Annotated in this window: 19 protein-coding genes; 3 read left to right on the top strand and 16 right to left on the bottom strand. The window is 69.8% G+C overall.

Features of this window, described 5'->3' with window-relative positions; all coding sequences use genetic code 11:
- Window position 1: 1 nt before the first annotated feature.
- Genes ACTIEF_RS08880 through ACTIEF_RS08945 form a run of 14 tightly spaced genes read right to left on the bottom strand, consistent with a single transcriptional unit; the run spans window position 2 to window position 12,908 of the window.
- Entirely contained in the window at window positions 2–1,015 is a 1,014-nt protein-coding gene (locus tag ACTIEF_RS08880) for a Rieske 2Fe-2S domain-containing protein (protein ID WP_439471773.1), read from the bottom strand.
- A complete protein-coding gene (locus ACTIEF_RS08885; RefSeq protein WP_439471774.1) occupies window positions 1,012–2,184 on the bottom strand; it encodes an ATP-grasp domain-containing protein in 1,173 nt (390 codons plus the stop codon). Before ACTIEF_RS08885 ends, ACTIEF_RS08880 begins: the two co-directional genes overlap by 4 nt.
- The gene (locus ACTIEF_RS08890; protein ID WP_439471775.1) at window positions 2,177–3,436 is read right to left on the bottom strand and encodes a cell division protein FtsA; all 1,260 of its coding nucleotides are present in this window, start codon (window positions 3,434–3,436) and stop codon (window positions 2,177–2,179) included. The genes ACTIEF_RS08885 and ACTIEF_RS08890 overlap by 8 nt, the downstream gene beginning before the upstream one ends.
- On the bottom strand, window positions 3,423–4,268 hold the full coding sequence (locus tag ACTIEF_RS08895; RefSeq protein ID WP_439471776.1) for an MBL fold metallo-hydrolase: 846 nt from the start codon (window positions 4,266–4,268) through the stop codon (window positions 3,423–3,425). Before ACTIEF_RS08895 ends, ACTIEF_RS08890 begins: the two co-directional genes overlap by 14 nt.
- On the bottom strand, window positions 4,265–5,254 hold the full coding sequence (locus ACTIEF_RS08900) for an NAD-dependent epimerase/dehydratase family protein (RefSeq protein ID WP_439471777.1): 990 nt from the start codon (window positions 5,252–5,254) through the stop codon (window positions 4,265–4,267). Before ACTIEF_RS08900 ends, ACTIEF_RS08895 begins: the two co-directional genes overlap by 4 nt.
- Complete coding sequence (locus ACTIEF_RS08905; RefSeq protein WP_439471778.1) at window positions 5,251–6,246, bottom strand: 3-oxoacyl-[acyl-carrier-protein] synthase III C-terminal domain-containing protein; 996 nt, start codon at window positions 6,244–6,246, stop codon at window positions 5,251–5,253. The genes ACTIEF_RS08900 and ACTIEF_RS08905 overlap by 4 nt, the downstream gene beginning before the upstream one ends.
- 44 nt (window positions 6,247–6,290) lie before the next feature.
- Window positions 6,291–6,908, bottom strand: a complete 618-nt coding sequence (hisIE, locus tag ACTIEF_RS08910) for a bifunctional phosphoribosyl-AMP cyclohydrolase/phosphoribosyl-ATP diphosphatase HisIE (RefSeq protein WP_439471779.1) — start codon at window positions 6,906–6,908, stop codon at window positions 6,291–6,293.
- Window positions 6,905–7,672, bottom strand: a complete 768-nt coding sequence (gene hisF / locus ACTIEF_RS08915; protein WP_439471780.1) for an imidazole glycerol phosphate synthase subunit HisF — start codon at window positions 7,670–7,672, stop codon at window positions 6,905–6,907. Before hisF ends, hisIE begins: the two co-directional genes overlap by 4 nt.
- Window positions 7,669–8,403: a 1-(5-phosphoribosyl)-5-[(5-phosphoribosylamino)methylideneamino]imidazole-4-carboxamide isomerase gene (gene hisA, locus ACTIEF_RS08920; protein ID WP_439471781.1), complete on the bottom strand. Its 735-nt coding sequence runs from the start codon at window positions 8,401–8,403 to the stop codon at window positions 7,669–7,671. The genes hisF and hisA overlap by 4 nt, the downstream gene beginning before the upstream one ends.
- On the bottom strand, window positions 8,400–9,002 hold the full coding sequence (hisH, locus tag ACTIEF_RS08925) for an imidazole glycerol phosphate synthase subunit HisH (protein WP_439471782.1): 603 nt from the start codon (window positions 9,000–9,002) through the stop codon (window positions 8,400–8,402). Before hisH ends, hisA begins: the two co-directional genes overlap by 4 nt.
- Entirely contained in the window at window positions 8,999–10,429 is a 1,431-nt protein-coding gene (hisB, locus tag ACTIEF_RS08930; RefSeq protein ID WP_439471783.1) for an imidazoleglycerol-phosphate dehydratase HisB, read from the bottom strand. Before hisB ends, hisH begins: the two co-directional genes overlap by 4 nt.
- Window positions 10,426–11,733 (bottom strand): histidinol dehydrogenase, encoded by a 1,308-nt coding sequence (gene hisD / locus ACTIEF_RS08935; protein ID WP_439471784.1) that lies wholly within the window; start codon window positions 11,731–11,733, stop codon window positions 10,426–10,428. The genes hisB and hisD overlap by 4 nt, the downstream gene beginning before the upstream one ends.
- Window positions 11,733–12,614 (bottom strand): ATP phosphoribosyltransferase, encoded by an 882-nt coding sequence (gene hisG, locus ACTIEF_RS08940; protein ID WP_439471785.1) that lies wholly within the window; start codon window positions 12,612–12,614, stop codon window positions 11,733–11,735. The genes hisD and hisG overlap by 1 nt, the downstream gene beginning before the upstream one ends.
- A 9-nt stretch (window positions 12,615–12,623) precedes the next feature.
- Entirely contained in the window at window positions 12,624–12,908 is a 285-nt protein-coding gene (locus ACTIEF_RS08945; protein ID WP_376862326.1) for a YerC/YecD family TrpR-related protein, read from the bottom strand.
- A gap of 186 nt (window positions 12,909–13,094) precedes the next feature.
- Between ACTIEF_RS08945 and ACTIEF_RS08950 the strand changes: the two genes are divergently transcribed.
- Window positions 13,095–15,593, top strand: coding sequence for a glycoside hydrolase family 3 protein (locus tag ACTIEF_RS08950; RefSeq protein ID WP_439471786.1), 2,499 nt, complete (start codon window positions 13,095–13,097; stop codon window positions 15,591–15,593).
- Window positions 15,594–15,617: 24 nt separating this feature from the next.
- Here the strand turns inward: ACTIEF_RS08950 and ACTIEF_RS08955 are convergent, their stop codons facing one another.
- Complete coding sequence (locus ACTIEF_RS08955; protein WP_439471787.1) at window positions 15,618–16,586, bottom strand: glycoside hydrolase family 5 protein; 969 nt, start codon at window positions 16,584–16,586, stop codon at window positions 15,618–15,620.
- Between the two features lie 190 nt (window positions 16,587–16,776).
- On the opposite strand from ACTIEF_RS08955, the gene ACTIEF_RS08960 reads away from it, so the two are divergent.
- Window positions 16,777–18,810: a glycoside hydrolase family 97 protein gene (locus ACTIEF_RS08960; RefSeq protein ID WP_439471788.1), complete on the top strand. Its 2,034-nt coding sequence runs from the start codon at window positions 16,777–16,779 to the stop codon at window positions 18,808–18,810.
- A gap of 39 nt (window positions 18,811–18,849) precedes the next feature.
- On the opposite strand, the gene ACTIEF_RS08965 is transcribed toward ACTIEF_RS08960, so the two are convergent.
- Window positions 18,850–19,875, bottom strand: coding sequence for a cupin-like domain-containing protein (locus tag ACTIEF_RS08965; RefSeq protein WP_439471789.1), 1,026 nt, complete (start codon window positions 19,873–19,875; stop codon window positions 18,850–18,852).
- A gap of 496 nt (window positions 19,876–20,371) precedes the next feature.
- On the opposite strand from ACTIEF_RS08965, the gene ACTIEF_RS08970 reads away from it, so the two are divergent.
- Window positions 20,372–23,623, top strand: a complete 3,252-nt coding sequence (locus ACTIEF_RS08970; protein ID WP_439471790.1) for a TonB-dependent receptor — start codon at window positions 20,372–20,374, stop codon at window positions 23,621–23,623.
- Window positions 23,624–23,683 lie beyond the last annotated feature (60 nt).

The following is a 23,683-nucleotide window of genomic DNA, read 5'->3' on the forward strand; positions in this document are numbered from 1 at the left end:
TCTAGAGCTGGTGGTCGAACGGGCCTTCATCGGCCGGTTCCAGCGTCTGCCCCTGATAGAGTTGCGCCACCCGCGCGCCCAGCAGATCGCCCGGCCCCTGCAGGAAGCGTGGGGCGCCGAAGCGTTCGATATTGTCCAGTTGCGTCGCCAGCGCCTGACGATCCTGCCTGACCACGGGATCGAGGAACAAGCGGATGGCCCGCTCCTTCAGCCAGCCCGGCCCGCGCCCCTTGGGCGTGGTGAAGCAGGCGAAGGGCGTCAGGCTGGTCGGGGTCACCGGGGTGAAGAAGACCGTCACGCACAGGGTCAGGCCGCGGGGCCCTTCCCATCGCGCCTGAACCAGGGTCGGGGCGTGCAGGCGGGTGATGCTGCGGTCGCGCGGCGGCTCCAGCAGGCGGGACATCCAGCCGAGGTCGGGGTGAGGCTGTTCGATGATCGACTCGATCCAGTCCGTCCCCGCCCGCACCGACAGACGCACCGGGATGCGGCGAGTGCTGCGGCGGATGATGCCGTCGTGGATGAAGTTGGTGTGGAACGGGTCGAGCACATTCTCCAGCGCGTCCAGCGCCCGCCCGCGCCAGACGCCCTGCGACCACCAGAAATGATCATGGCCCGCCGCGCCCCATGGGCCGAGGTCGGGCAGGTCGGGGCCGCCGGGCGACAGGCGGACGATAACGGCGCCGTTCATCTCGCGCACCTCGACCGGGGCGGCGGACAGGCGGGCGCCCTCGCGGACGGTCAGGGCGCACCCCGGAACCTCGACGCAGGCGCCGCCGGGGGCGAAGCGCCAGCCGTGATAGGGGCACTGGACCGCGCCCTCGACCAGCTTGCCCTCGGACAGTGGATAGTTGCGGTGGGGGCAGCGGTCGATCAGGGCGGCGACGACGCCGTCCGCGCCCCGGAACAGGACCAGAGGCGTATCCGCCACCGTGCGGGCCAGCGGCTTGCGCCCGACCTCGCGCGACAGGGCGGCCATCTGCCAACTGCGGGACAGGCTGTCGGGCAGGGGCGTCACGGGCGGCTCCAGCGGGCGGGGTCGAGCGGCTCGCCATTCCATTCGATGTCGGCGGTCATGGCGGCGGTCAGGGACTGGCCGCGACGCAGGGCGCGCAGGCCGAAGCCGAGGGTGTCGAGCAGGGCGCCGGGGAGCGGCATGCGATCGCCGGGGCGGGTGAGGACGTCCAGCCCCTTGCGCCGCTGCGCCCGCCACGCCTCCATCCGTCCCGAGGCGCGGGTCGAGGGCCGTCCGTAGCGCCACAGGGCGGGGGCGATGTGGCGGGACTGGCTGTCCGGCGCCGCCTCTCCCTTTCCCATGAGGGCGCGCCCGAAGGCGGCGCTTCCGCCAAACCGGTGGACGCCGCTGGTCGCCCGCGGATTGCACTCGATCAGCCACGGCTGTCCGGCGTCATCGATCAGGACGTCGCAGGCGAACTGGCCCGTCCAGACCTCCATGGCCAGCCGATCGGCGATGGGGCGCAAGGCCTCGGTGAGTGCCTCCGTCACCGGCTGGAAGGCGTAAGCCGCGCCGCCGGGCAGCCGCCACTCCGAGCCGTAGGCGGCGAAGGCCCTGATCCGCCCGTCGTGGGTGACGGCGTGGAAGCAGATCTCTTCGCCCACGATCCGCTTCTGCACGACCCAGGGCGAGGCCGCGCCGGGGCGGATTGCGGCGAGGAGGGAGGGCGAGGGCGAGACATGGGCGGCGCCGAAGCGGGACCAGACCGGCTTGACCACCACATCGCCCATGGCCTCGACAGCGGTGAGCAGGGCGGGGGCGTCGGTCACCGTCCGCGTCTCGGGGATGGGCAGGGACAGGCGGGCGCACAGGGCGGCGAAGCGGTCCTTGGCGTGCAGCGTCGCCAGCACCTTTGGGCCGGGCGCCAGCAGTCGGTCGGACCAACCCTCGGCGACGGCGAGGGCGGACAGGTGGAAGACCTCCTCGCAGGCCGGAATTACCTTGATGGGGTCCAGCCGGGCGATCAGGGCGCGCAGGTCGGCGGCGAAGACGGCGGGGCGTTCGACGGGCGAGGCGTAGCGATGCACCGGTCCGGCGCTGTTCGACCAGCGGGCCAGTCGGGCGGGGACGCAGTCGGCCAGATGCGGCTCATACCCTGCGGTGCGCAGGCTGCGGGCCATGTCCGGCGCCGCCACGGCCCGCGCGCCGGTGATCAGGACCCGCTCAGCCATTCGACCAGCGGATCCGGCGACGCTTGATCCCGACCGGCTGCGGTGCGCCCCCGGCCTCGACCGGAACGGAGACGCCATGCTCGGCCAGCAGGGTGCGCACGGCCTCGACGGCGGCGGCGACCTGATCCGGCGCGGCCTCGACCGTCACGCGGTCCGGGCTCGCCGTCGCCCGCCAGTCCTCGCCGGGGCCGAGGGCGGCGCTGGTGGTCTCCTCTACCGCGCGCGGCGGGATGACCGTCTCGCCCCAGCGCCACAGGTCCTCCAGTCGTCCCTCGACGGGACGGATGGCCAGCCGCGCCGTGCCGCAGGGGCAGGGAGCGGGCAGGGGCTCCAGCAGGTCGGGCAGGCGCAGCCGGATCATCGGCTGGGTGACGCGGCGCAGGTCGGTGATGATCGGCAGGAACCGGTTGGTCCCCGGCACGGGCTCGCGCTCGACGATCAGCACATCCTCATTCAGGTGCAGGGTTCCGTGCACGCAGGGCGCGCCGAGGAAGCCCTCGGTGGCCTGATAGATCGGGGCGGGACGGCTCTCCAGCGTGGCTTCGATCCAGTCGCGCTCGCTCTCGCCCATGGGCTCGGCGCCCCAGAACAGGCGGGCGGGCCGCCAGGTCGCGCCGTCCTCCACCGCATGGGTCAGGTCGGCCAGCACATGGGCCGGGGCGATCAGCACATGCGGCGCGAAGGTCTCCAGCCGTTCGGCCTTGAGCGGGGTCGGCAGATCCAGGCCCAGGAACAGGAAGCGGAACGGCCCGGCGCCCGAGACGTCGCTGTACAGTTTCGAGGTCGCGCGCAGGCTCAGCGCGATCCGCTTCTTCCGGAACAGGGCCGACTTGGGCATCAGCCGCGCGATCATATGGCCCAGATAGGCGGCGCGCTCGGCCTTGCTGCTGACAAACAGGCCGGGGGCGCCCGAGGAGCCGGAGGAGAAGCCCGCCACCACGCCGGGGCGCACCTCGCCGGTTCCGCCGGTCTCGGCTGCGCGGGCGGCCGCTTCGGTCTCGGCGCGGGTGAGGCCCAAGGTGTTCCAGCGGTCGAAGTCGGCCCGGACCTGCTGCGGCGAGGTGATCGGGAACGCGTCCAGCGGCTGCCCCGCCAGATGCGCCACGGCGGGCGTGCGGGCGAGGGCGGGCGTCAGGGCGCGCCATAGTCGGGCCTGCCGCGCCTCGATGGCTGCACGCGTGGTCTGGCGCGAACCGCTCCAGCGTGCGTCCAGCCAGGCGCGCAGGACGGCGGGGCGATCAACCGCCGACACGGCGCGTCTCCACCTCGACCTCGCCACAGTGGGACGGGGTGACCAGCAGTTCGGGATTTCTGTCCCACAGCCGGTGCAGGGCGCTCAGGGTGTCGCGCCACGGCCCGGTCTCGCCCAGCAGGGCGGTGGTCAGGCGCGGCGGCGGGACGTTGTCGCGCACGGCCCCGCTGGACCAGGCGGCGTCGGCGATCAGGAAGCGGCTGCGTCCGTCCTCCTGCCGCACCACCAGCCCCCAATGGCCGGGACAGTGACCGGGAAGCTGGACCGCCATCAGAGAGCCGTCGCCCAGCAGGTCGGCGCCATCCTCGAACGGCGACAGGTCCGGACCGAGGGGCAGCCGCGGACGGTCCTCGAAGAAGACGGCGCGGGCGTCGATGTCGGCGGGCGCCAGATCGGCCAGCACGCCCTGCCGGACCCGCGCGAACCGGGCGGGCCTGCGCACCTGGGCCAGGCCCGCCCGTGCGCAGAAAATGCGGGCGTTGGGGAAGCGTTTCAGCCCCGCGATGTGGTCGCCGTGGAAGTGGGAGACGATCACCGCCGTCACATCCTCAGGCTGGACGCCGAAGGCGGGCAACTGTTCCGCCACCGTCTCGCCGGGCGCCAGATCGACCGGGGTCATCCAGCGGTAGAGGATTTCCGGGAACGTCCGCGTGGCTTCGAAGAAGGCCGGGTCATAGCCGGTGTCGAACAGGATGGCGCCCTCGACCGGATGCACGATCAGGGCGGCCAGCGCCGGGAAGGCTGCGGGCTTCAGCGATCCGTCGCGGCGGGTCATCACTTCCGGATGCGAACAGGCGCCCGCGCGCAGGATATGGACGCGGCAGCGGGTCACGCGCGCTTCGCCAATTCCGGGGCCATGGCCATGGCGGTCGCGATGGCGTCGTGTCGGGGCTCGTAGTCGATCAGTCGCTTGGCCCCGGACAGGTCGAAGGTCTGGGACCAGGCCAGGGTCGACAGGGTGTAGGGCGTCAACATGGGCTCGGGCTGGCCGGGCAGCAGGCGGCTGACGGTCTGGGACGCCACGGAAAGGGCCTGTCCGATGACCAGAGGCACGGGAATGATCTTCACCTCCACGCCCAGCGCCTGCCCCAGCTTGCCGACCAGATCGGCCAGGGCCGTCGGGCGGCCCGAGGTGATGTTGACCACCTGTCCGCCCGCCCGTTCGCGATGCTGGTCGGCCAGCAGCAGGGCGCGGGCGGCGTCACGGCTGTCGGTCAGTTCGACCATGGCCCTGCCGCCCCGGAACAGGGGGAAGCGGCCCTTCTTCACCAGCCGCAGGATGCGCGGCAGCAGCACCTGATCGTCCGGCCCGACGATGGCGCGGGGGCGCAGGGAGACGGTGCGGAAGCCGGGCGCGTCGGCGGCGCGGACCATCCGCTCCGCCTCGCCCTTGGTGCGGGAATAGGCGTTCAACGGGCGCGGATTGGGCGGGCTGTCCTCGGTCAGATTGGTCTGATCGCCCCAGCGGGCGAAGACCGAGGGCGAGGAGACGAAGATGAAGCCGTCCACGCCCTCGCGCCGGGCGGCGTCCAGCAGGCGGTGGGTCAGTTCGACATTGGCGCGCTCGAAAGCGGCGTCGGGTCCCCAGGGGCTGGACAGGGCGGCGGCGTGGAAGACCACATCGATGTCGCGGCAGGCGGCGTCGGTCTGGTCCAGCAGGTCGCCGCCGAACGGTTCGGCGCCCATGGCCTTCAGCCGTTCCAGCGCCTCCGGCTTGCGGCCCGAGGCGCGGACGGCGTAGCCGGCGGCCAGCAGGGCCTCGACCACGGCCAGTCCCAGGCCGCCGGTGGCGCCGGTGACGAGCGCGCGGCGGCTCATGTTCGGATCACCATGGCGGCGGCGCTGACGCCCGCGGCGGTGCCCAGCAGCAGGACGGTCTTGCCGGGCGCCAGTCGGCCGTCGGCCTGCGCCTGAGCGAGGGCGGTGGGCAGGGAGGCGGCGATCTGGTTGCCGCGCGTGGCGAAGATGTCGACCACCCGCGCCGGGTCTCCGCCCATCAGGCGGCGGACATGCTCCAGCCCGGGCTTGCTGGCCTGATGCGGGATGATGACGTCCACCGTCTCGCGGGTCAGTCCGGCCTCGCCCAGCACCCGGTCGATCAAATCGGGCAGGCAGCGGGCGGCGGCCTTGAAGATGCCGAAGGCGTCCATGTGGAAGCGCGCGCCTTCGGCCAGCGCCTCCAGCCCATCCTCAATGCGGATACGCGTGCCGCCCGAGCGCAGGGTGGCCAGATCCTTGCCGTCGCCATAGGTCTCGAACCCCCGCGCCAGCAGGCCGGGGCCGTCGCGATCGGTCCCCGCCTCGATACAGACCGCCGCCGCCCCGTCGCCGAAGATCGCCGCCGCATGGGGGGCGTTCCAGTCCAGCCCGGCCGAGGCGATGTCGCTCGACACCACCAGCGCCCGGCGGAAGCGACCGGTCTCGAAGCCCATGGCGACGACGTCCAGCGCGGTGACGAAGGACAGGCAGGTCTGGTTGACGTCGAAGGCCCAGACACCGGACTTGCCGAGGCCCAGCGCCTGCTGGATCAGCACCGAAGTCCCGGGGATGGGCTGCTCCATTACCCCGCAAGCGCCGATGATGATGTCGAGGTCTTCCGGCGCCCAGCCGGCCATGGCCAGCGCCCGGCGCGCGGCCTCGGCGCCCATGGCGGAGGTGGTTTCGTCCGGCCCGGCGACGCCGCGCGAGGCGATACCGAACTGGGCTTCCGTCCAGCCCTCGGACTGGCTGAAAAGCGGGTCCAGCGCGGTCGAGGGGCGTTGGTCGCGCGGCGCGAAAGCCCCGAAACCGGTCAAGGTCATCGGCGTCATGGACGCAGGCTTAGCCTTGCCCGCCCACCCTCGTCCATCACGGTTCAGTGACTGGTCTTCGCCGCCCGCGCCGCCAGCACGTCCAGAACGTCCTGCAACCCCAGGCCGCGCGCGTGCAGCAGGACAAGCAGGTGATAGATCAGGTCGGCGGCTTCCGACGCCAGTTCCTCGTCCGGTCCGGCGGCTCCGGCCAGGGCCGTTTCGACGCCTTCCTCGCCGACCTTCTGCGCCACCCGCTTGGGCCCCTCGGCCAGCAGACGGGCGGTCCAGCTCTCGGTCGGGTCGGCCGCAGCGCGGACGGCGATGGTCTGTTCCAGCCGGGCCAGACGGCCGACGCCCGGCGCGTCCTCGTCGCCGAAGCAACTGACACGGTTCAGGTGGCAGGCGTTGCCGACGGGGCGGACCTTCAGTACGAGGGCGTCGCTGTCGCAGTCTGGGGTGATGGAGACGACGTGCAGCCGGTCGCCCGAGGTCTCGCCCTTGCGCCAACGCGCGCCGCGCGAGCGCGAGAAGAAGGTCGCCTCGCCACTGTCCACCGTCTCGTCGAAGGCGGCGCGGTCCATATAGGCGAGGGTCAGCACCTGGAGGGTCGCGGCGTCCTGCACCACAACCGGGATCAGGCCGTCGCCCTTGGCGAAGTCGAGGGTGTTCACGTCGATCATGGTCGCACCTCGATGCCGGATTGGATCAGGAAGCTCTTGAGCTCGGGGATGGGGAGAACCCCGGTGTGGAAGACGCTGGCGGCCAGGGCGCCCGAGACGTCAGCCTGTTCGAACACGTCGCGGAAATGCTCGGACGAGCCGGCGCCGCCCGAGGCGACCAACGGGATGGTCAGGCGGGACCGGGCCTCGGCCAGCTGGGCGATGTCATAGCCCTTGCGGACCCCGTCCTCGTCCATGCAGTTCAGCACGATCTCACCGGCGCCGAGCCTTTGCGCCTCAACGATCCAGTCCATGGTGCGACGGCCCGAGCCCCGGCTGGCGGCGGCGTCACCGGTGTACTGGTGCACAACCCAGTCGTCGCCGGCGCGTTTGGAGTCCACGCCCACCACCACGCACTGCGAGCCCAGCCGGTCGGCCATCTCGGCGATCAGTTCGGGCCGCTCGAGGGCGGGGGAGTTGATCGACACCTTGTCCGCCCCGTGATCGAGGCAGAGCGCGGCCTGTTCGACCGAGCGGATGCCGCCCGCGACGCAGAAGGGGATGTCCAGCAGCCGGGCGATGTCGCGCACCCAGCCATAGTCCAGCGTCCGGCCCTGCGGGCTGGCGGTGATGTCGTAGAAGACCAGTTCGTCGGCGCCCTGATCGCGATAGCGGGCGGCCAGTTCGGCGGCGTCGCCCATGTCGCGGTGGCCCTCGAAGCGAACGCCCTTCACGACCCGCCCGTCCTTCACGTCGAGACAGGGGATAATACGGCGGGCGGTCATGCGCGGGCGGTCTCCAGCGCCTGCTCCAGCGTGAACCGGCCTTCGTACAGGGCGCGCCCGATGATGGCGCCGGAGGCTCCGACCGAGCGGGCGGCGGTCAGGTCGCCGACCTCGGCCACCCCGCCTGAAGCCTGCAGCCACAGGTCGGGACGGCGCTGGTGGATTTCGGCCAGCAGGTCGAGGTTCGGCCCGGTCAGGGCGCCGTCGCGGCCCACGTCGGTGACCAGCAGGTGCTTCGCCGTCCCGACCGGATAACGGTCCAGCGCGGCCCACAGATCGACCTCCGCCGCCTGGGTCCAGCCCTTCAGGGCCGGGATATAGCGGTCGCCGTCCGCCTTCACGTCGATGGCCAGGGTGATGTGATCGACGCCGAACCGCTCAAGCCAGCCCAGCACCTCGTCCGGCTGGGTCACGGCCAGCGAGCCGACCACGACCCGGCTGACTCCCGCGTCCAGCAGGCGGACGACGTCGTCGGCGCTGCGCACCCCGCCGCCGGACTGGATGCGAATGTCGATGGCGGCGGCCAGTTCGCCGATCAGATCGTGCTGCACCGCCTGCCCGGCCTCGGCACCGTCCAGATCGACGATGTGCGCCCAGGTCGCGCCGGATGCGCGGAAGGCCGCCAGCCGCTTGGCCGGGGCGTCGTCATAGTGGGTCGCCTGATCGAACTTGCCGTGCATCAGGCGCACGCAGACGCCGCCGCGCAGATCGATGGCCGGATAGACGATCATGCGTCCAGCTCCAGGAAGTTCTTCAGGATGCGGGCGCCCGCCTTGGCCGAGCGTTCCGGGTGGAATTGGCAGCCCCAGCGGTTGGCCTGCCGCACGACCGCGGGGACCACGCCGCCGTAGTCGGCGCGGGCCAGTGTCGCCGGGCCGTCCGGGCAGACGAAGCCGTGCACGAAATAGGCCCAGGCGTCGTCGCCGACGCCGTCGAGTAGCGGATCGGCCTGCGCCACCTCCAGCCGCGACCAACCCATGTGCGGCACTGGCAGGGTTGGACCGGGCTCCAGCCTGGCCACCCGTCCGGGGATCAGGCCCAGCAGGGGCGTGCCGCCGCCTTCGTCGCTGTCGTTGAACAGCAACTGTTGGCCCAGACAGACGCCCAGCAGGGGGCGGGGGAAGGCGCGGATGGCCTCGGTCAGGCCCAAGGCGTCCAGACGGCGCATGGCATAGCCCGCCTGGCCGACGCCGGGCAGGATCAGCCGCTCGGCCTCGCTGACGTCGTCCGGATCGCTGGTCAGGCGCACGGCGGCGCCCAACCGCTCCAGCGCGAACTGCACCGAGGCGACATTGCCCGCGCCATAGGTGAGGACGGTGACGGACTTCACAGCACGCCCTTGGTGCTGGGAACGGCCTCGCCCTCAATGCGGATGGCCTGACGCAGGGCGCGGCCGAAGCCCTTGTAGGCGGCCTCGGTCTTGTGGTGGTCGTCGTCGCCAGTGACCTTGATGTGGACGGCGGCGCCCATCGCCTCGGCCAGCGAGCGGAAGACGTGGGCCGTCAGGTCGGTGCGATACTCGCCGATGAAAGGCGTGGCGAACGCGCCCTCGAACAGCGGATAGGGCCGACCCGACAGGTCGATGGCGACGTGGGCCTCGGCCTCGTCCATGGCCAGGACGAAGCCGTAGCGGGCGATGCCGCGCCGCTCGCCCAGCGCCTGTTTCAGCGCCTGACCCAGGGCGATGGCGCTGTCCTCGATGGTGTGGTGCGGATCGGTCTGCAGGTCGCCCTCGCACGATAGGGTCAGGGAGAAGCCCCCGTGCGCCGCGATCTGCTCCAGCATGTGATCGAAGAAGCCGACGCCGGTGGAGATGATGACAGGGCCGGTCGCGTCCAGATCGACCGCGCAGACGATGCGGGTCTCCTTGGTGTCGCGCACGGCCTGACCGGTGCGATTGGCGCGGGCCTTGGCCGGAGCGAGGTTCAGCGCGATCAGCAGGCGGTCGTTGATCTCCGCCCTGGCCGAGACCGGCAGGCGCAGGCGGTCGCCCGCCTTCTCCGCGACCACGCCATAGCGGGTCAGGGCGGTCAGCACCGCGTCCGGATGGGCGGGGCGGGCCATCAGCACCGGACCAAAGCCGGGCTCTATGGTCATCTCGCGCGACAGGGCCTTGGTCAGCCGTTCCCGCTCGCGGCGCACGGCGGCGAGGCGTTCCTTCGTCTCGATCAGACGGGACGGATCCAGCGCCTGCAGCGCCAGCCGCACCGACACTTCCGGCAACGCGTAGGGCTCCAGCACCGAGGCCAGCCGCGCCAGGGCCTCCGGCTGTCCCAGCGCCGCGCCGACGCGGGCGCCGGCGAGGCCATAGGCCATCGACAGGCTGCGCAGGACGATCAGATTGGGCTGGTCCGAAATGGCTTCGGCGGCGAAGGCGGCGTCGGCGTATTCGGCCATGCCCTCGTCCACGACCAGCAGGGCCGGGGCGACCCGCGCGGCCATCTCGGCCACGGCCTCGGGCGAGCCGAGGGCGCGCAGGATGACGGCGCCGGTGGCGCCGGTTCCGGGACGATAGAGGGCGGCCAGGGCGCGATAAGGCTCGGCGTCCGGCGCCTCGACGGTCAGGCCGTCCCGTGCGGCGAGGCGGAAGACCAGCTCCAGCCCATGGGTCAGGCCGCGCACCGGCAGCACCTGATCGGCGGGCAGGCCATAGACCTCGCCCATGCGGGCGGCGAGGGCGGAGGGGCGGGCGGGGTAGCGATCCAGTCCTTCGCCGCCGGCGACCAGCGGCGCGAAGGGCGCGGGCAGGTTCTTCATTGGCCCGACCTCAAATCCGCTGCGCGGGCGTGGGCCTCCAGCCCCTCCATCCGGGCCAGTTGGGCCGCCACCGGGGCCAGTCCGGCGGCGCCGGCGGCGGTCACGCACTGGATGGACATCGAAGTCATGAAGCTGGCGGTGGTGATGCCGCCCATGGTGCGCGCGGCGCCGTCGGTGGGCAGGACGTGGCTGGGCCCGGCGGCGTAGTCGCCGAGGGTCTCTGCGGCGTAGGGACCGACGAAGACGGCGCCCGCGGCGGTGATCCGGTCCACCCAGGCATCGGCGTCCAGCGTCTGAATGGCCAGGTGCTCGGGGCCGTACAGGTTGGAGACCTCACAGGCCTCGGCCAGAGTCTTCACCCGGATGACGCGTCCGTTGGCCAGGGCGGCGCGGGCGATGTCGGCGCGCGGCAGGGTCTCCAGCTGCTTCTCGACCTCCTCCAGCACGGCGTCGATCAGGCCCTTGCTCTCTGACACCAGCAGCACCTGGGCGTCGGCGTCGTGTTCGGCCTGGCTCAGCAGGTCGGCGGCGGCGGCCACGGCGTCGGCGTCCCGGTCGGCGATGACCAGAAGCTCCGACGGTCCGGCCGGCATGTCCACGGCGGGGCCGCCGGGCAGGGCGGAGGCTTGCTTCTTGGCCTCGGCGACCCAGGCGTTGCCGGGGCCGAACAGCTTGTCGACCGGCGCGATCTCGCCGTCATCAAAGGTCGCGCCGAACGTCAGGGCGGCGATGGCCTGCGCCCCGCCAATCAGCCACAGGTCGTCCAGACCGGCTTCAGCGGCGGCGACGATCATGGCCGGGTGGGGCTGGCCGTCCTTCGACGGCGGGGTGACGGCCACGCGCCGTTCGACCCCTGCCACGCCCGCCGGAATGGCCAGCATCAGCAGGGACGAGAACAGGGGCGCGGTCCCGCCCGGCACATAGAGGCCCGCCGAGCCCAGCGGCCGCCACGCGATCCGCGAGCGCACGCCCGGGCGCGTCTCGACCCAGTCGCCGGTCTCCGGGCGGGTCGCCTGATGGAAGATGCGGACGTTTTCGGCGGCGATCTTCAGGGCGCGGGTGGCGGCGGGCGGCAGGGCGGCGCGGGCGTCGGCCACGACCTGATCGGTGACGGCGATGCGGCGCGGCGCGGCGCCGTCCAGCTTCAGGCTCCAGTCGGTGACGGCGGCGCCGCCCCGTTCGCGCACGTCGTCGAAGATGCCGCGCACGCCGTCGGTGACCTGCGCGTCATGGCGGCGGGCCGGGCGGGCCAGGGCCTCGCGGCGTCCGGCGGCGTCAAGGGAAGACCAGTCGATGAGGCGCATCACATCATCTTCTCGATGGGGAGGACCAGAATGGCCGAGGCGCCGACGCCCTTCAGCTTCTCCAGCGTCTCCCAGAAGACGGCTTCCTGACAGACGGCGTGGACGGCCACGGCGTCGTCACGGCCCGACAGGGGCATGACCGTCGGCGCGCCCGCGCCCGGCAGGATGGCGGTGATCTGGTCCAGCGCCGCCCGGGGCGCGTTCAGCATGACGTATTTGGCGCCCTGCGAGGCTACGACGCCGCTCATCCGCTCAATGATGCTGTCCAGCAGTTCGGCCAGCTGGGGCTCCGGCGCGACGGGCGAGCGGATCAGCACCGCCTGCGACTCCAACACCGTGTCGCGCGCCGACAGGCCGTTGGCCTCGATGGTCGCGCCGGTGGAGACCAGATCGCAGATGGCATGAGCCAGCTTCAGCCGGGGGGCGACCTCTACGGCGCCGCGCATGGTGACGATGTCAGCGCTGACGCCCTGCGTCTCGAGCCAGCGGCGCAGCACGCGCGGATAGGAGGTGGCGATCCGCTTGCCGTCCAGCGAGGCCGGTCCGGCATAGTCCAGCGTCGGCGGCACGGCGATCTTCAGCGTGCAGCGCCCGAAGCCCAGCGGCATGACCACCTGGGCCACCGGCCCGCCGTTGCGGCCTTCCTCCAGCACGTTCTCGCCCACGATGCCCAGATCGCAGACCCCGTCGGCGACGAAGGTCGGAATGTCGTCGTCGCGCACCCGCAGCAGGTCGATGGGATAGTTCTCGACCCGATAGAGCAGGTCGTTGTTGCCCTTCACCACGCGCAGGCCCGCGTCCCGCACCAGGTCGAGGCTGCGTTCGGACAGGCGGCCGGATTTCTGGACGGCGATGCGAAGCCGGCCCTCAACGGTACTCATGATCTCAACTCAGGCTTTCAGTCTGTCCAGCACCAGGCGGTAGCCCTGATGCGGCATTTCTTTAAGGAACCGGGCGACCCGCACGACGGTGGTCGGGCTGGCCTGCGCCTCGGCGGCGATCTCGCGATACGACTTCCCCCCGGCGTCCAGCAGGCGGGCCACCTCCCAGCGCTCGGCGAAGGCGCGTAGTTCGGCGGGCGTGCACAGGTCGGCCAGAAAGGCGTCGACCTCGTCCCGCGACTTGAGGGTCAGCAGGGCGTCATACAGCGCGTTGCGGGCGGGGGGGATCGTCATGGCGCGTTCCATTATGCTGTAACGGTGGAACGTGCAAGTTCATTCTGTCGCAGGGCGGAAAGACACCGTGATTTGCCAAGACAGCCCGCCGTCCTTGATAGATAGCGGTAACGTCCGCCCGAATCCCGGCGCGGACAGCGTGGCCGCCCGCGGTCTCGTCCAAAAGAAACTCCCCGGGGGATACCAATGCGCCTTACCGTTTCCGTTCTCGCGCTGACGCTCGCCATGGCGGCCCAGCCCGCCTTCGCCCAGGACAATCTGCCGCCGGTGCCCGAGGCCGCTCGCGCCAATCCAGCGAACTGGCCGCACGCCTCGTCGCCCGACGCGATGAGCGACGCCCGCACCGAGGCCTTCGTCGCCGAGCTGCTGTCGCGCCTGACGGTCGAGGAAAAGGTGGGCCAGACGATCCAGGCCGACATCGCCTCGATCAAGCCGGAAGACCTGCTGACCTATCCGCTGGGCTCGATCCTGGCGGGCGGCAACTCCTCGCCGGGCGGGGATGAGCGGGCCTCGCCGCAGGCGTGGGTGGATCTGGCCCGCGCCTTCCGCGCCGCCGCCGCCGCCCGTCCGGGCGCCCGCGTGCCGCTGATCTACGGCATTGACGCCGTGCACGGTCACAACAACGTCGTCGGCGCCACCATCTTCCCGCACAACATCGGCCTGGGCGCCGCGCGCAACCCCGACCTGATCCGCCGCATCGGCGAGGCGACCGCCCTGGAAGTCGCCGTGACCGGCGCCGACTGGACCTTCGGCCCGACCCTGGCCGTGCCGCGCGACGACCGCTGGGGCCGCGCCTACGAAGGCTACGCCGAGGACCCGGAAGTCCAGCGCAGCTATGCCGGTCCGATGACCCTGGGCCTGCAGGGCGAGCTGTCGCCCGACCATCCGCTGCTTCCGGGCCACATCGCCGGTTCGGCCAAGCACTTCCTCGCTGACGGCGGCACCAACAACGGCAAGGACCAGGGCGACTTCATCGGCACCGAGCAGGAGCTGGTGGACATCCATCTGGGCGGCTACGTCCAGGCGATCGACGCGGGCGTCCTGTCGGTGATGGCCAGCTTCTCCAGCTGGAACGGCTTCAAGCACTCGGGCAACCCGACCATCCTGCGCGACGTCCTGCACGGCCCGCTGGGCTTCGACGGCTTCGTGGTCTCCGACTGGAACGCCCACGGCCAGCTGCCGGGCTGCTCGAACGAAAGCTGCGCCTCGGCTTTCAACGCCGGCATCGATATGTTCATGGCTCCGGACAGCTGGAAGCCGCTATACGAGAACACCCTGGCCCAGGTCCGCTCGGGCGAGATCAGCATGGCCCGTCTGGACGAGGCCGTGACCCGCATCCTGCGCGCCAAGGTCAAGGCCGGTCTGTTCGCCTCGCCCTATGAGGTCGAGGGCCGCTTCGAACACCTCGGTTCGCCCGCCCACCGCGCCCTGGCCCGCGAGGCCGTGCGCGAGTCGCTGGTGCTGCTGAAGAACGAAGGCTCGGTGCTGCCGATCCGTTCGGGCGCCCGCGTGCTGGTGGCCGGAACCGCCGCCGACGACATCGGTCAGGCCTCGGGCGGCTGGACCCTGACCTGGCAGGGCACCGGTAACACCAATGCCGACTTCCCGAACGGCCAGTCGATCTGGAGCGGCATCAACGAAGCCGTCAGCGAAGGCGGCGGCACGGCGACCCTGAGCGCCGACGGCTCCTTCAGCCAGAAGCCGGACGTGGTCATCGTCGTCTTCGGCGAGACGCCCTACGCCGAGTTCCAGGGCGATGTGGACACCCTCGACTTCGTGCCGACTGAGCCGCTGGAGACCCTGCGTCGCCTGAAGGCGGCGGGCATTCCGACCGTGGCCGTCTTCCTGTCGGGCCGTCCGATGTGGGTGAACCCGGAATTGAACCAGTCGGACGCCTTCGTCGCCGCCTGGCTGCCGGGCACCGAGGGCGCGGGCATCGCCGACGTCCTGATCGGCCAGCGTGACGGCAAGCCGCGCCACGACTTCCGCGGCGCCCTGTCCTTCTCGTGGCCCAAGGACGCCACGGGCGCGCCGTTGAACCGTGGCCAGGCGGGCTATGATCCGCTGTTCGCCTACGGCTACGGCCTGACCTACGCCCGCAACGCCTCGGTCCCGACCCTGTCGGAGAACTCGGGCGTCAGCGGCGAGACCTCGGTGGTCGATCGCTACTTCGTCGGCGGCCAGTTCGTTTCGCCCTGGGCCCTGCTGCTGAACGACGCCGGCGGTCAGGCCAAGCCGACCCTGGGTCTGGGCGGCGTCAGCCCTCGCGGCGCCATCGAGGCCGCCGTGGTCGACGACCGCGCCCAGGAAAGCGCCCGTCAGTTCCGCTGGAACGGCTCGGGCCATGGCGACGCCCAGATCTGGGGCAGCGCGGTGGACCTGACCCGTCAGTCCAATGGCGAGATGGCGCTGAGCTTCCGCTACCGCGTCGATGCGCGTCCGTCCTCGACGGTCTCGCTGAACCTGCAGGGCGGCGACGTGAACCTGACCTCGCTGTTCAACACCGCCCCGGTCGGCGAGTGGCAGTCGGTGAAGATCCGCCTGTCCTGCTTCGGCGAGGCGGGCGCCAATCTGGCCGGCGTCGAGACGCCGTTCCAGCTGGGCACCTCGGGGACCTTTACCGTCTCGGTGTCGGAGATCCGCCTGGCCTCCAACGAGAACGATACGGTCTGCCCGGCCCAATAAGGGCCTGAGAGAGCGGCGCCCGGATCACCGGGCGTCGTTCATCTCCCTGAGACGATCCCGGACCAGCCGTCCGGATTCGGTCAGTTGATCCCGGGTCCAGTGGCCATGCGCCGGGGCGCCCGGACGCAGGGCGGCCGAGGTTTCGTCCTTGTCGTTCAGCGACCAGTTGGCGTGGCTGATGCCGTGCTCTTCCATGAAGGCCCACCACAGGCGGGTCTCGGCCTCATCGACCGGCCCGTCGCCGCTGGCCTCGGTGGTTCCCCATTCCGTGACGAACAGGGCCGCGCCCCGCTGCATCGCCAGCAGGGCCTTGTCGCGCAGCTCCTGCCGGTGCGTGCCCGCGTAGAAATGCAGGGTGTAGGCGACGTTGCTGAACGGCAGCGGATCGGCGGCGGCGACCTCGACATCCTGCGACCAACTGGGGGTGCCCGCGACGATCAGATTGTCCGGGTCGTGCGCGCGGATGCTGGGAATGACCGCCAGATGATAGGGCTTCACCACCCCGGCCCAGTCATGCCGGGGCAGGGGCTCATTGTAGGTCTCGTAGATCACGTTCGGCCGGTCGCCGTACTTCTCGGCGATGTGGGCGAAGAAGCGGCGGGCCGCTTCCGGCTCGGGGTCGTGAGCGTGCCAGTCGACGATGACATAGATGCCCTGGGCGATGGCGGCCTCGATCACCGCCTCGGCCCTGGCCGTCTCCCGCTCCGGATGCTCCAGATAGCCGCCCTCGGGCACGGCGATGGCCGCGCGCACCACGGTCACCTTCCAGTCGTCCACCAGCCAGTCGATGGCCTCGGCGTTGTAGAACTGCGGCTTCCACTGGCTCCAGAACAGGGACATGCCGCGCAGGGTCACCGGCTGCCCGTGCTGGTCGACCACCCGCCCGTTCTCGACCCTCAACTGGCCGTGCCGTTCGACCGGCGTCTCGGCCGCGGCAGCGCTCGCTGTGAAGACAGATAGGGCCGCGACGGCCGTCAGCAGGGTTTTGATCATGGTGGTTCCTCCCGTTCTCAGGGATAGGGCTGCGGCGGTCGGGCGGGAAGGTGACAATGCGCCCGCCTCGAACACCAAGCGTTACGGAACGCCGCTCTCGCCTTGACAGTCGGGGGGCGTCCGGTCGGATAGGGGCGACAAAGGCGGCGCCGGATTCCGGTCAAGACCGCTTCACCGGGAGACAATCAAGATGAAGCACTGGCTCACCACCACGGCGATGCTCGTTGCCCTGGGCGCCGCCGCGCCCGCCCTGGCCGAGGGGCGCGAATGCGTGTCTTCGCCGTCCGAAGCCCTGACCTTCTGCGTCAACGTCGGCCCGACGGGCGCCACCTATGACGTGACCCGCGCCGGACGTCCGGTGATCACCGCCTCGCAGCTGGGGCTGGTGATGCAGGGCAAGTCGGACGCGCCGGCGACCCGCGTCGCCGCTGTCGCCCGCGACAGCCATGACGCGACCTGGGAGCAGCCGTGGGGCGAGCAGCGGCTGATCCGCGACCACCACAATGAACTGCGTCTGTCGCTGGCCGGGGAGGGCGGCGCCGTCCCCTACGATCTGGTCGTGCGCGTCTTCGATGACGGCTTCGGCTTCCGTTACGACGTGAAGGGGCTGGCGGCCGATGAGCCGGTGGCGATCACCGACGAGCGGACCCAGTTCAACTTCGCCGGTCGCTGGGACGCCTGGTGGTATCCGGCCCGCGGCGTCGAGCGCGATGAATACCTGTATCACCGCGCCCCGCTGAACGACGTGACCCTGGCCGAGACGCCCTTCACGCTGGAGGGCGACGGTCTGGTGCTGTCGGTGCACGAGGCGGCGCTGACCGGCTACGCCAGCATGAACCTGCGCCACGTCGGCGAGAACAGCTTCAAGGCCGATCTGATGCCGTGGTCGGACGGGGTGCTGGTGCGTCGCACCGGCCCGTTCCAGACGCCCTGGCGCACGGTTCTGGTCGGCGAGACTCCGGCGCAACTGGCGGACTCGCGCATCGAGCTGAACCTCAACGAGCCCAACAAGCTGGGTGACGTCAGCTGGTTCGAGCCGGGCAAATACGTCGGCGTCTGGTGGGAGATGCACCTGAACCGCTCGACCTGGGGCAGCGGGGCGACCCACGGCGCCAACAATGCGAACGTCCGCAAGTACATCGACTTCGCCGCCGAGCATGGCTTCAACGGCGTGCTGGTCGAGGGCTGGAACCTCGGCTGGGACGGCGACTGGGTCGCCAACGGCGACAAGTTCAACTTCACCCAAAGCTATCCCGACTTCGACCTTCCGGCCTTGGCCGCCTATGCCCAGTCGCGCGGCACCAACATCATCGGCCACCACGAGACCGGCGGCGCCGTCGAGAACTACGAGGCCCAGATGGAGGCCGGCTACGCCCTGTACGAGAGCGTCGGCGTTCATGTGATCAAGACCGGCTATGTGAAGCCCAGCGGCAATATCGTGCGCGGGACCAACCCGGACGGCACGCCGCAGCACGAGTGGTTCGCGGGTCAGTACCGTGTGGATCACGAGGTCCGCGCCGCCCTGGCCGCGGCCGAGCACGACATCGCCCTGAACGCCCACGAACCGGTCAAGGACACGGGCCTGCGTCGCACCTATCCGAACATGATCAGCCGCGAGGGCGCGCGCGGGCAGGAGTTCAACGCCTGGGGCCGTCCGACCAATCCGCCGGAGCATGTCACCATCCTGCCGTTCACGCGGATGCTGGCCGGGCCGATGGACTACACCCCCGGCATCTTCGACCTGACCTTCGGCAAGACCGATGTGAACGAGCGAGTGCAGTCGACGCTGGCGACCCAGTTGGCGCTCTATGTCGTGCTGTACAGCCCGGTGCAGATGGCCGCGGACCTGCCCGAGAACTATGCGCGTCACCCCGACGCCTTCCAGTTCATCCTCGACGTCCCGACGGACTGGGAGCAGTCGCGGACCCTGAACTCGGTGATCGGCGACTACACCGTCGTGGCGCGCCAGCCGCGCGGCGGACAGGACTGGTTCCTGGGCGCGGTCACCGACGAGCAGGCGCGCGAGGTGACGGTCAGCCTCGATTTCCTGACGCCCGGGAAACGCTATGAGGCCCAGATCTACCGCGACGGCGAGGGGGCCAGCTACCTGACCAATCCCTATGCCTTCGAGACCGCGAAGCAGACGGTGACGGCGGGCGAAAGCCTGACGCTCCGCATGGGCGCGGGCGGCGGTCAGGCGATCCGCTTCAGGGCGCTGGACTAGGAGACGGCGAGGGCCGCGGGGCGAACCTCCCCGCGGCCTTCACCCGCGTCCCAGCGTCCGTCCGATGGCGGCCCGGATGGCGCGCACCGTCGGGCCGTCCAGCAGGCCCTGGATGCCGCGCGCGGGCGGCGGCATGTGGTCGGCGACAGGGCCGTTCTTCTCGAAGACATAGTGGTCGAACATCGTCCGCCACGCCTCGCGATGGGCCGGGGGCAGGTCGCGCACCGCGACCATCGCATGCATCAGCGCGTCCAGCGGCCGTCCACGCGCGGGGTCGGATGGGGTCCACCAGTAGTTGACCAGCATGTTCAGCCGCTCGGTCGAGCGGACGTGGTGCCACCACATGTACGGGATGTAGAGGGCGTCCCCCGGCTCCAGCTCCACCGCCAGCGCATGCTTCATCGCCTCGGCGAACCGGGGGAAGCGGGTGAGGTCCGGTTGGTCGAGATCGACCAGGCTGATCGCGGCGCCCGCAGGCGTCAGCTCGAATGGTCCCATGTACAGATTGGCCACCTGCTCGGGCGGGAACAGGGTGAAGCGACGCTTGCCCGCCACCACGCAGGCGATGTTCTCGGACGGGTCGTGGTGGGCGGCCACGGTGACGGCGTTGCCGACCCAGACGCGGGGCTCGACCGCGTTGTGCAGCACCGGCATCGGGTTCTCGGCCTCGAACCCCGGCAGGTTCGCCCGCGTCGGAACCGACTGGACCGCCAGCGCCGAGGGCTGGGCCTCGCGGGCATAATCTTGCAGCAGGTCCAGCGCGCCCGACAGCTTCACCTGCCCCTGCCGGAAGTTGAAACCGCTCAGATCGGCGTTGTAGTGGAACAGGCCGTTGATCCCCGGCGGGCCGAACAGGGCGCCCAGTGGCGCACCCCGGTCGAACCGCTTCAGATAGGCGGCCAGTTCGGCGGGATCGGCGCCCGCGCGCACCACGGGCCAGTCCTTCACCAGCCCCCGGAACACCACCGGCCGGCCCGCCGCCAGCACCTCATTCTGGAACCGGGTCGCATCGACGTCGGGGAACTCGGGGACGGGGGCGGGCAGGGGCGGCAGTTCCTCAGTCAACGGGTTCCCTAACGTCAATATTTGTACCGATTCCACTTGCCGCCACTATCAATCAGGGGCTTGCAAATGCCTACTCTCTGAAAAATTCCCGTAGAATCAGTATCTTTCGCTTGTTACACAAAGCGATTGGAATTATTTTGTCCGTGAACCTTACAAAGGGGCAAGTTCGAGAAACTGCGAACGAAGGGGGAAGGACCGGTCCACGCACAGTGGGCCAGAACAGAGCCGCGGATCATCCGCGGTGTTTGGCGCTAGATCGGAGTTGGGTCCGGTTTCACGGTTTCACTGTGACGTAGCGCGAACAGTGCTCCTGTTTTCGCAAGTATTCAGACAACTTGATCCAGCTGGTCCGCGCAGTTCTGCTGCATGAGAAAGCCGGCACGATCACGGAATATCCGTGAAACTTCTCCGCCGGGGTTGGGCCCTGCGGTCAAGGACAATCACGATCAGCCGCCCATTGGCGGCTGGAACCGTCATGGGAGGCGACGGAATGAACATGAGCAACAACACCGCACGGCTGCGCGCCCTGAAGTACGGCGCGTCCGCGCTGGTGCTGAGCGCCATTGTCGCCGCCGTGGCGCCCTCGGCCGCCATGGCCCAGGACGCGGCGCAGCCGCAGGCCCAGGATGAGGACTCGACCGAACTCGGCGAAGTCATCGTCACCGGCCAGCGCCGCGCGCTTCAAACCTCGCAGCAGATCCGCCGTAACGCGGACACCGTGGTCGACTCGATCACCGCGACCGACATCGGGGCCTTTCCGGACAAGTCGGTGGCCGAGGCGCTGCAGCGCGTCCCGGGCGTCACCGTCAACCGCTTCGCCGCCAGCGACGACACCTCGCACTTCGGCGCCGAGCCGTCGGGCGTTCTGGTGCGCGGCCTGCAGCAGGTCCGCTCCGAGTACAACGGCCGCGACACCTTCAGCGCCAACTCGGGCCGCGGCCTGAGCTGGGGTGATATCTCGCCCGAGCTGATGCAGGGCGTCGACACCTACAAGAACCAGACCGCCGAAATGATCGAAGGCGGCATCGCCGGCACGATCAATCTGCGCACCCGCGTGCCCTTCGACTCGTCGGGCCGGCTGATGCAGATGTCGGCGACGGTCAACTACGGCGACCTGTCCAAGAACTACACGCCCGAGGTTTCGGCGATCTTCAGCGACCGCTGGGACACCGACATGGGCGAGTTCGGCTTCCTCGCCAACGTCGCCTACTCGGACGTCAACACCCAGTCCGAGACCATCCAGTACGGTCGCATGGGCGTGTTCCGGAACGTGCCGGAGTACGGCGCCGGCGACCGCTACATCCCGTCCAGCGTGGGCAATCGTCAGACGGACTACGAGCGCAAGCGTAACGGCCTGGCCTTCGCCGGTCAGTGGCGCAGCCCGGACCGGGACCTGATGGTCACCGCCCAGTACAACCGGTCGGACTTCACCAACGAATGGCGGGAACGCGCCATCGTCAGCTACAACGCCGACATGTTCTCCCTGCCGGTGAACTTCGTCTACACCCCCGGCAACCGTTCGCAGTGGAACCCGTCGCCGGGCGTCGGTGGCACGCCTTACGTCTTTGACTCCGAAGGCAACTTCCGTAGCGGCACACTGCTGATCCAGCAGACCGACACCTTCTGGTGGGGGGCCAGCGACGCCGAAGCCGCGGGCATCGCGGTCAACGACCAGGGCGTCAACATGCTGGAGCCCTGCTATTCGTGGCAGGGGACCTGCGCCAATCCGGTTCGTGGCGGCGATCTGAACGCCCTGACCCGCTACAACGAAACCTCGAACCTGACCGAGGACTTCGCGATCAACGTCCGCTGGGACATCTCGGATCGCCTGCGCGCCCAGTTCGACGCCCAGTACATCAACTCGGAAGTCCAGAACTACGACGTCGAGGTCGGCCAGTACACCTTCGCCAACCTGACGCTGGACTACACGGGTGATCGTCCGGTCATGAGCTTCGGCGCTCCGACCAACATCAACCAGTCGGCGGGCGGTCTGACCAACGCCAACAATTACCGCTACAACCACCTGATGGACCATCGCGAGGACAGCGAGGGTGACGAACTGGCCCTGCGCGCCGACGTCGAATACGACATCGGTTCGGGATGGCTGGACTCGCTGCGGGTCGGCGTCCGTTACGCGGATCGCAACCAGCACGTCCGCTACAGCGCCTACAACTGGGGCAACGTCGCGAACAACTGGAACCTGGGCGGCGGTCAGTCGACGTTCTGGAACATCGATCGCCACACCGCCAACGGCGGCTTCGCTGGCTATCCGACGGGCCTGTACGAGACGCGCAACTTCGGCAGCGACTTCTTCGGGAACAGTGGCGACTACGTGTTCTTCAACATGGAGCGCCTGGCCGATCACGCCGCGGATCTGCTGAGCTACGACCGGATCGGCGTCGGTCAGGACCAGTGGCGTCCCATCTGCGAGCGCACCGGCGAGGTCGAGGGCTGCTATCGCCCGAACGAGCTCAACGATGTTCAGGAAGAGACCAAGGCGGCCTACGCCATGCTGCGCTTCGGCGGCAATGACGCCACCATCGGCGGTACGCCCTTCTCGGGCAACATCGGCGTCCGCTACGTCGAGACCAACGTCACCAGCACGGGCTCGCTGTCCTACCCGATCGCCCTGTCGCCCAGCACCATCGCCTGCACGCCGGTCGTGCCGATCCCGGGCGTTCCGTCGACCCCGGGCAGCGTCGGCTGCTACCTGTCCGCTGATGAAATCGCCTTCAACTCGGGCGGCGGGGTCCGCAGCACGGCGGAGTCCTCCAGCAGCCACTGGCTGCCGAGCTTCAACATCAAGTTCGACATCCGCGAAGACTGGGTGATGCGCTTCGCCGCGTCGCGCGCCATGTCCCGCCCGGATATCGGCCTGCTGAAGAACTACGTCGAGGTCTCGGCCAGCCTGCCGGGCACCGACCCGACCGACCCGCGCTATGTCTACTCGGGTGGGGCGATCACCGGGGTCAACCCGACTTATACGGCCAACGCCTACAACCCGTATCTGGAGCCGGTCACGGCCGACCAGTTCGACCTGGCCATTGAGCACTACTTCGGCAACGCCGGCTCGTTCACCGTCACCGCCTTCTACAAGACCTTCCAGAACTACATTCAGTACGGCTCGTACAATCTGGATGTGACCAACAACGGGGTGACCCGCACGGTCCAGGTCCGTGGTCCGATGAACGGCGACGGCGCCGAAGTGCGTGGTCTGGAGTTCGCCTACCAGCAGTTCTTCGACTTCCTGCCCGGACCGTGGGCCGGGTTCGGGATGCAGGCCAACTACACCTTCATCGAGAACCAGGGCGTCAAGAACACCAACCTGAAGGTCGCTTCGGGCGGCGCGGGCAGCGAGACGGCCCAGCCGGGCAGCTCGGGCACCGTGCTGCAGGTGGATCGTCTGGAGGGCCTGTCGGACCACCAGTACAACATCGTCGGCATGTACGAGCGGGGGCCGTGGGCTCTGCGTCTGGCCTATAACTGGCGTTCGGAATACCTCGTGACCGCCGTGGACTGCTGCGTCTACCTGCCGATCTGGCAGGAGTCGGCGGGCTTCCTCGATGGCTCGGTCCGCTACGTCGTGACCGACAACCTCGAGCTCAGCCTGCAGGCCAGCAACCTGCTGTCCACCGAGACCCGCCTGTTCCAGCAGATCAACGACTCGTCGCAAGGCGGGACGCTGACCCCCAACGCCTGGCTCAAGTCCGACCGTCGGGTCGTCATGGGCCTGCGCTACCGGTTCTGATCGGAAGCACGGTACAAGCAACGCGTCGTCCCTCCGGGGGCGGCGCGTTTCGCGTTTCTG

Source organism: Brevundimonas sp. (genome assembly GCF_051858995.1).
GTDB lineage: Bacteria > Pseudomonadota > Alphaproteobacteria > Caulobacterales > Caulobacteraceae > Brevundimonas.

Coding starts and splice junctions, on each gene's coding strand:
- ACTIEF_RS08885 (WP_439471774.1), bottom strand. CDS start 2,184: ATGGCTGAGCGGGTCCTGATCACCGGCGCGCGGGCCGTGGCGGCGCCG.
- ACTIEF_RS08900 (WP_439471777.1), bottom strand. CDS start 5,254: ATGAGCCGCCGCGCGCTCGTCACCGGCGCCACCGGCGGCCTGGGACTG.
- ACTIEF_RS08905 (WP_439471778.1), bottom strand. CDS start 6,246: ATGACGCCGATGACCTTGACCGGTTTCGGGGCTTTCGCGCCGCGCGAC.
- hisIE (WP_439471779.1), bottom strand. CDS start 6,908: ATGATCGACGTGAACACCCTCGACTTCGCCAAGGGCGACGGCCTGATC.
- hisF (WP_439471780.1), bottom strand. CDS start 7,672: ATGACCGCCCGCCGTATTATCCCCTGTCTCGACGTGAAGGACGGGCGG.
- hisA (WP_439471781.1), bottom strand. CDS start 8,403: ATGATCGTCTATCCGGCCATCGATCTGCGCGGCGGCGTCTGCGTGCGC.
- hisB (WP_439471783.1), bottom strand. CDS start 10,429: ATGAAGAACCTGCCCGCGCCCTTCGCGCCGCTGGTCGCCGGCGGCGAA.
- hisD (WP_439471784.1), bottom strand. CDS start 11,733: ATGCGCCTCATCGACTGGTCTTCCCTTGACGCCGCCGGACGCCGCGAG.
- hisG (WP_439471785.1), bottom strand. CDS start 12,614: ATGAGTACCGTTGAGGGCCGGCTTCGCATCGCCGTCCAGAAATCCGGC.
- ACTIEF_RS08945 (WP_376862326.1), bottom strand. CDS start 12,908: ATGACGATCCCCCCCGCCCGCAACGCGCTGTATGACGCCCTGCTGACC.
- ACTIEF_RS08950 (WP_439471786.1), top strand. CDS start 13,095: ATGCGCCTTACCGTTTCCGTTCTCGCGCTGACGCTCGCCATGGCGGCC.
- ACTIEF_RS08955 (WP_439471787.1), bottom strand. CDS start 16,586: ATGATCAAAACCCTGCTGACGGCCGTCGCGGCCCTATCTGTCTTCACA.
- ACTIEF_RS08960 (WP_439471788.1), top strand. CDS start 16,777: ATGAAGCACTGGCTCACCACCACGGCGATGCTCGTTGCCCTGGGCGCC.
- ACTIEF_RS08970 (WP_439471790.1), top strand. CDS start 20,372: ATGAGCAACAACACCGCACGGCTGCGCGCCCTGAAGTACGGCGCGTCC.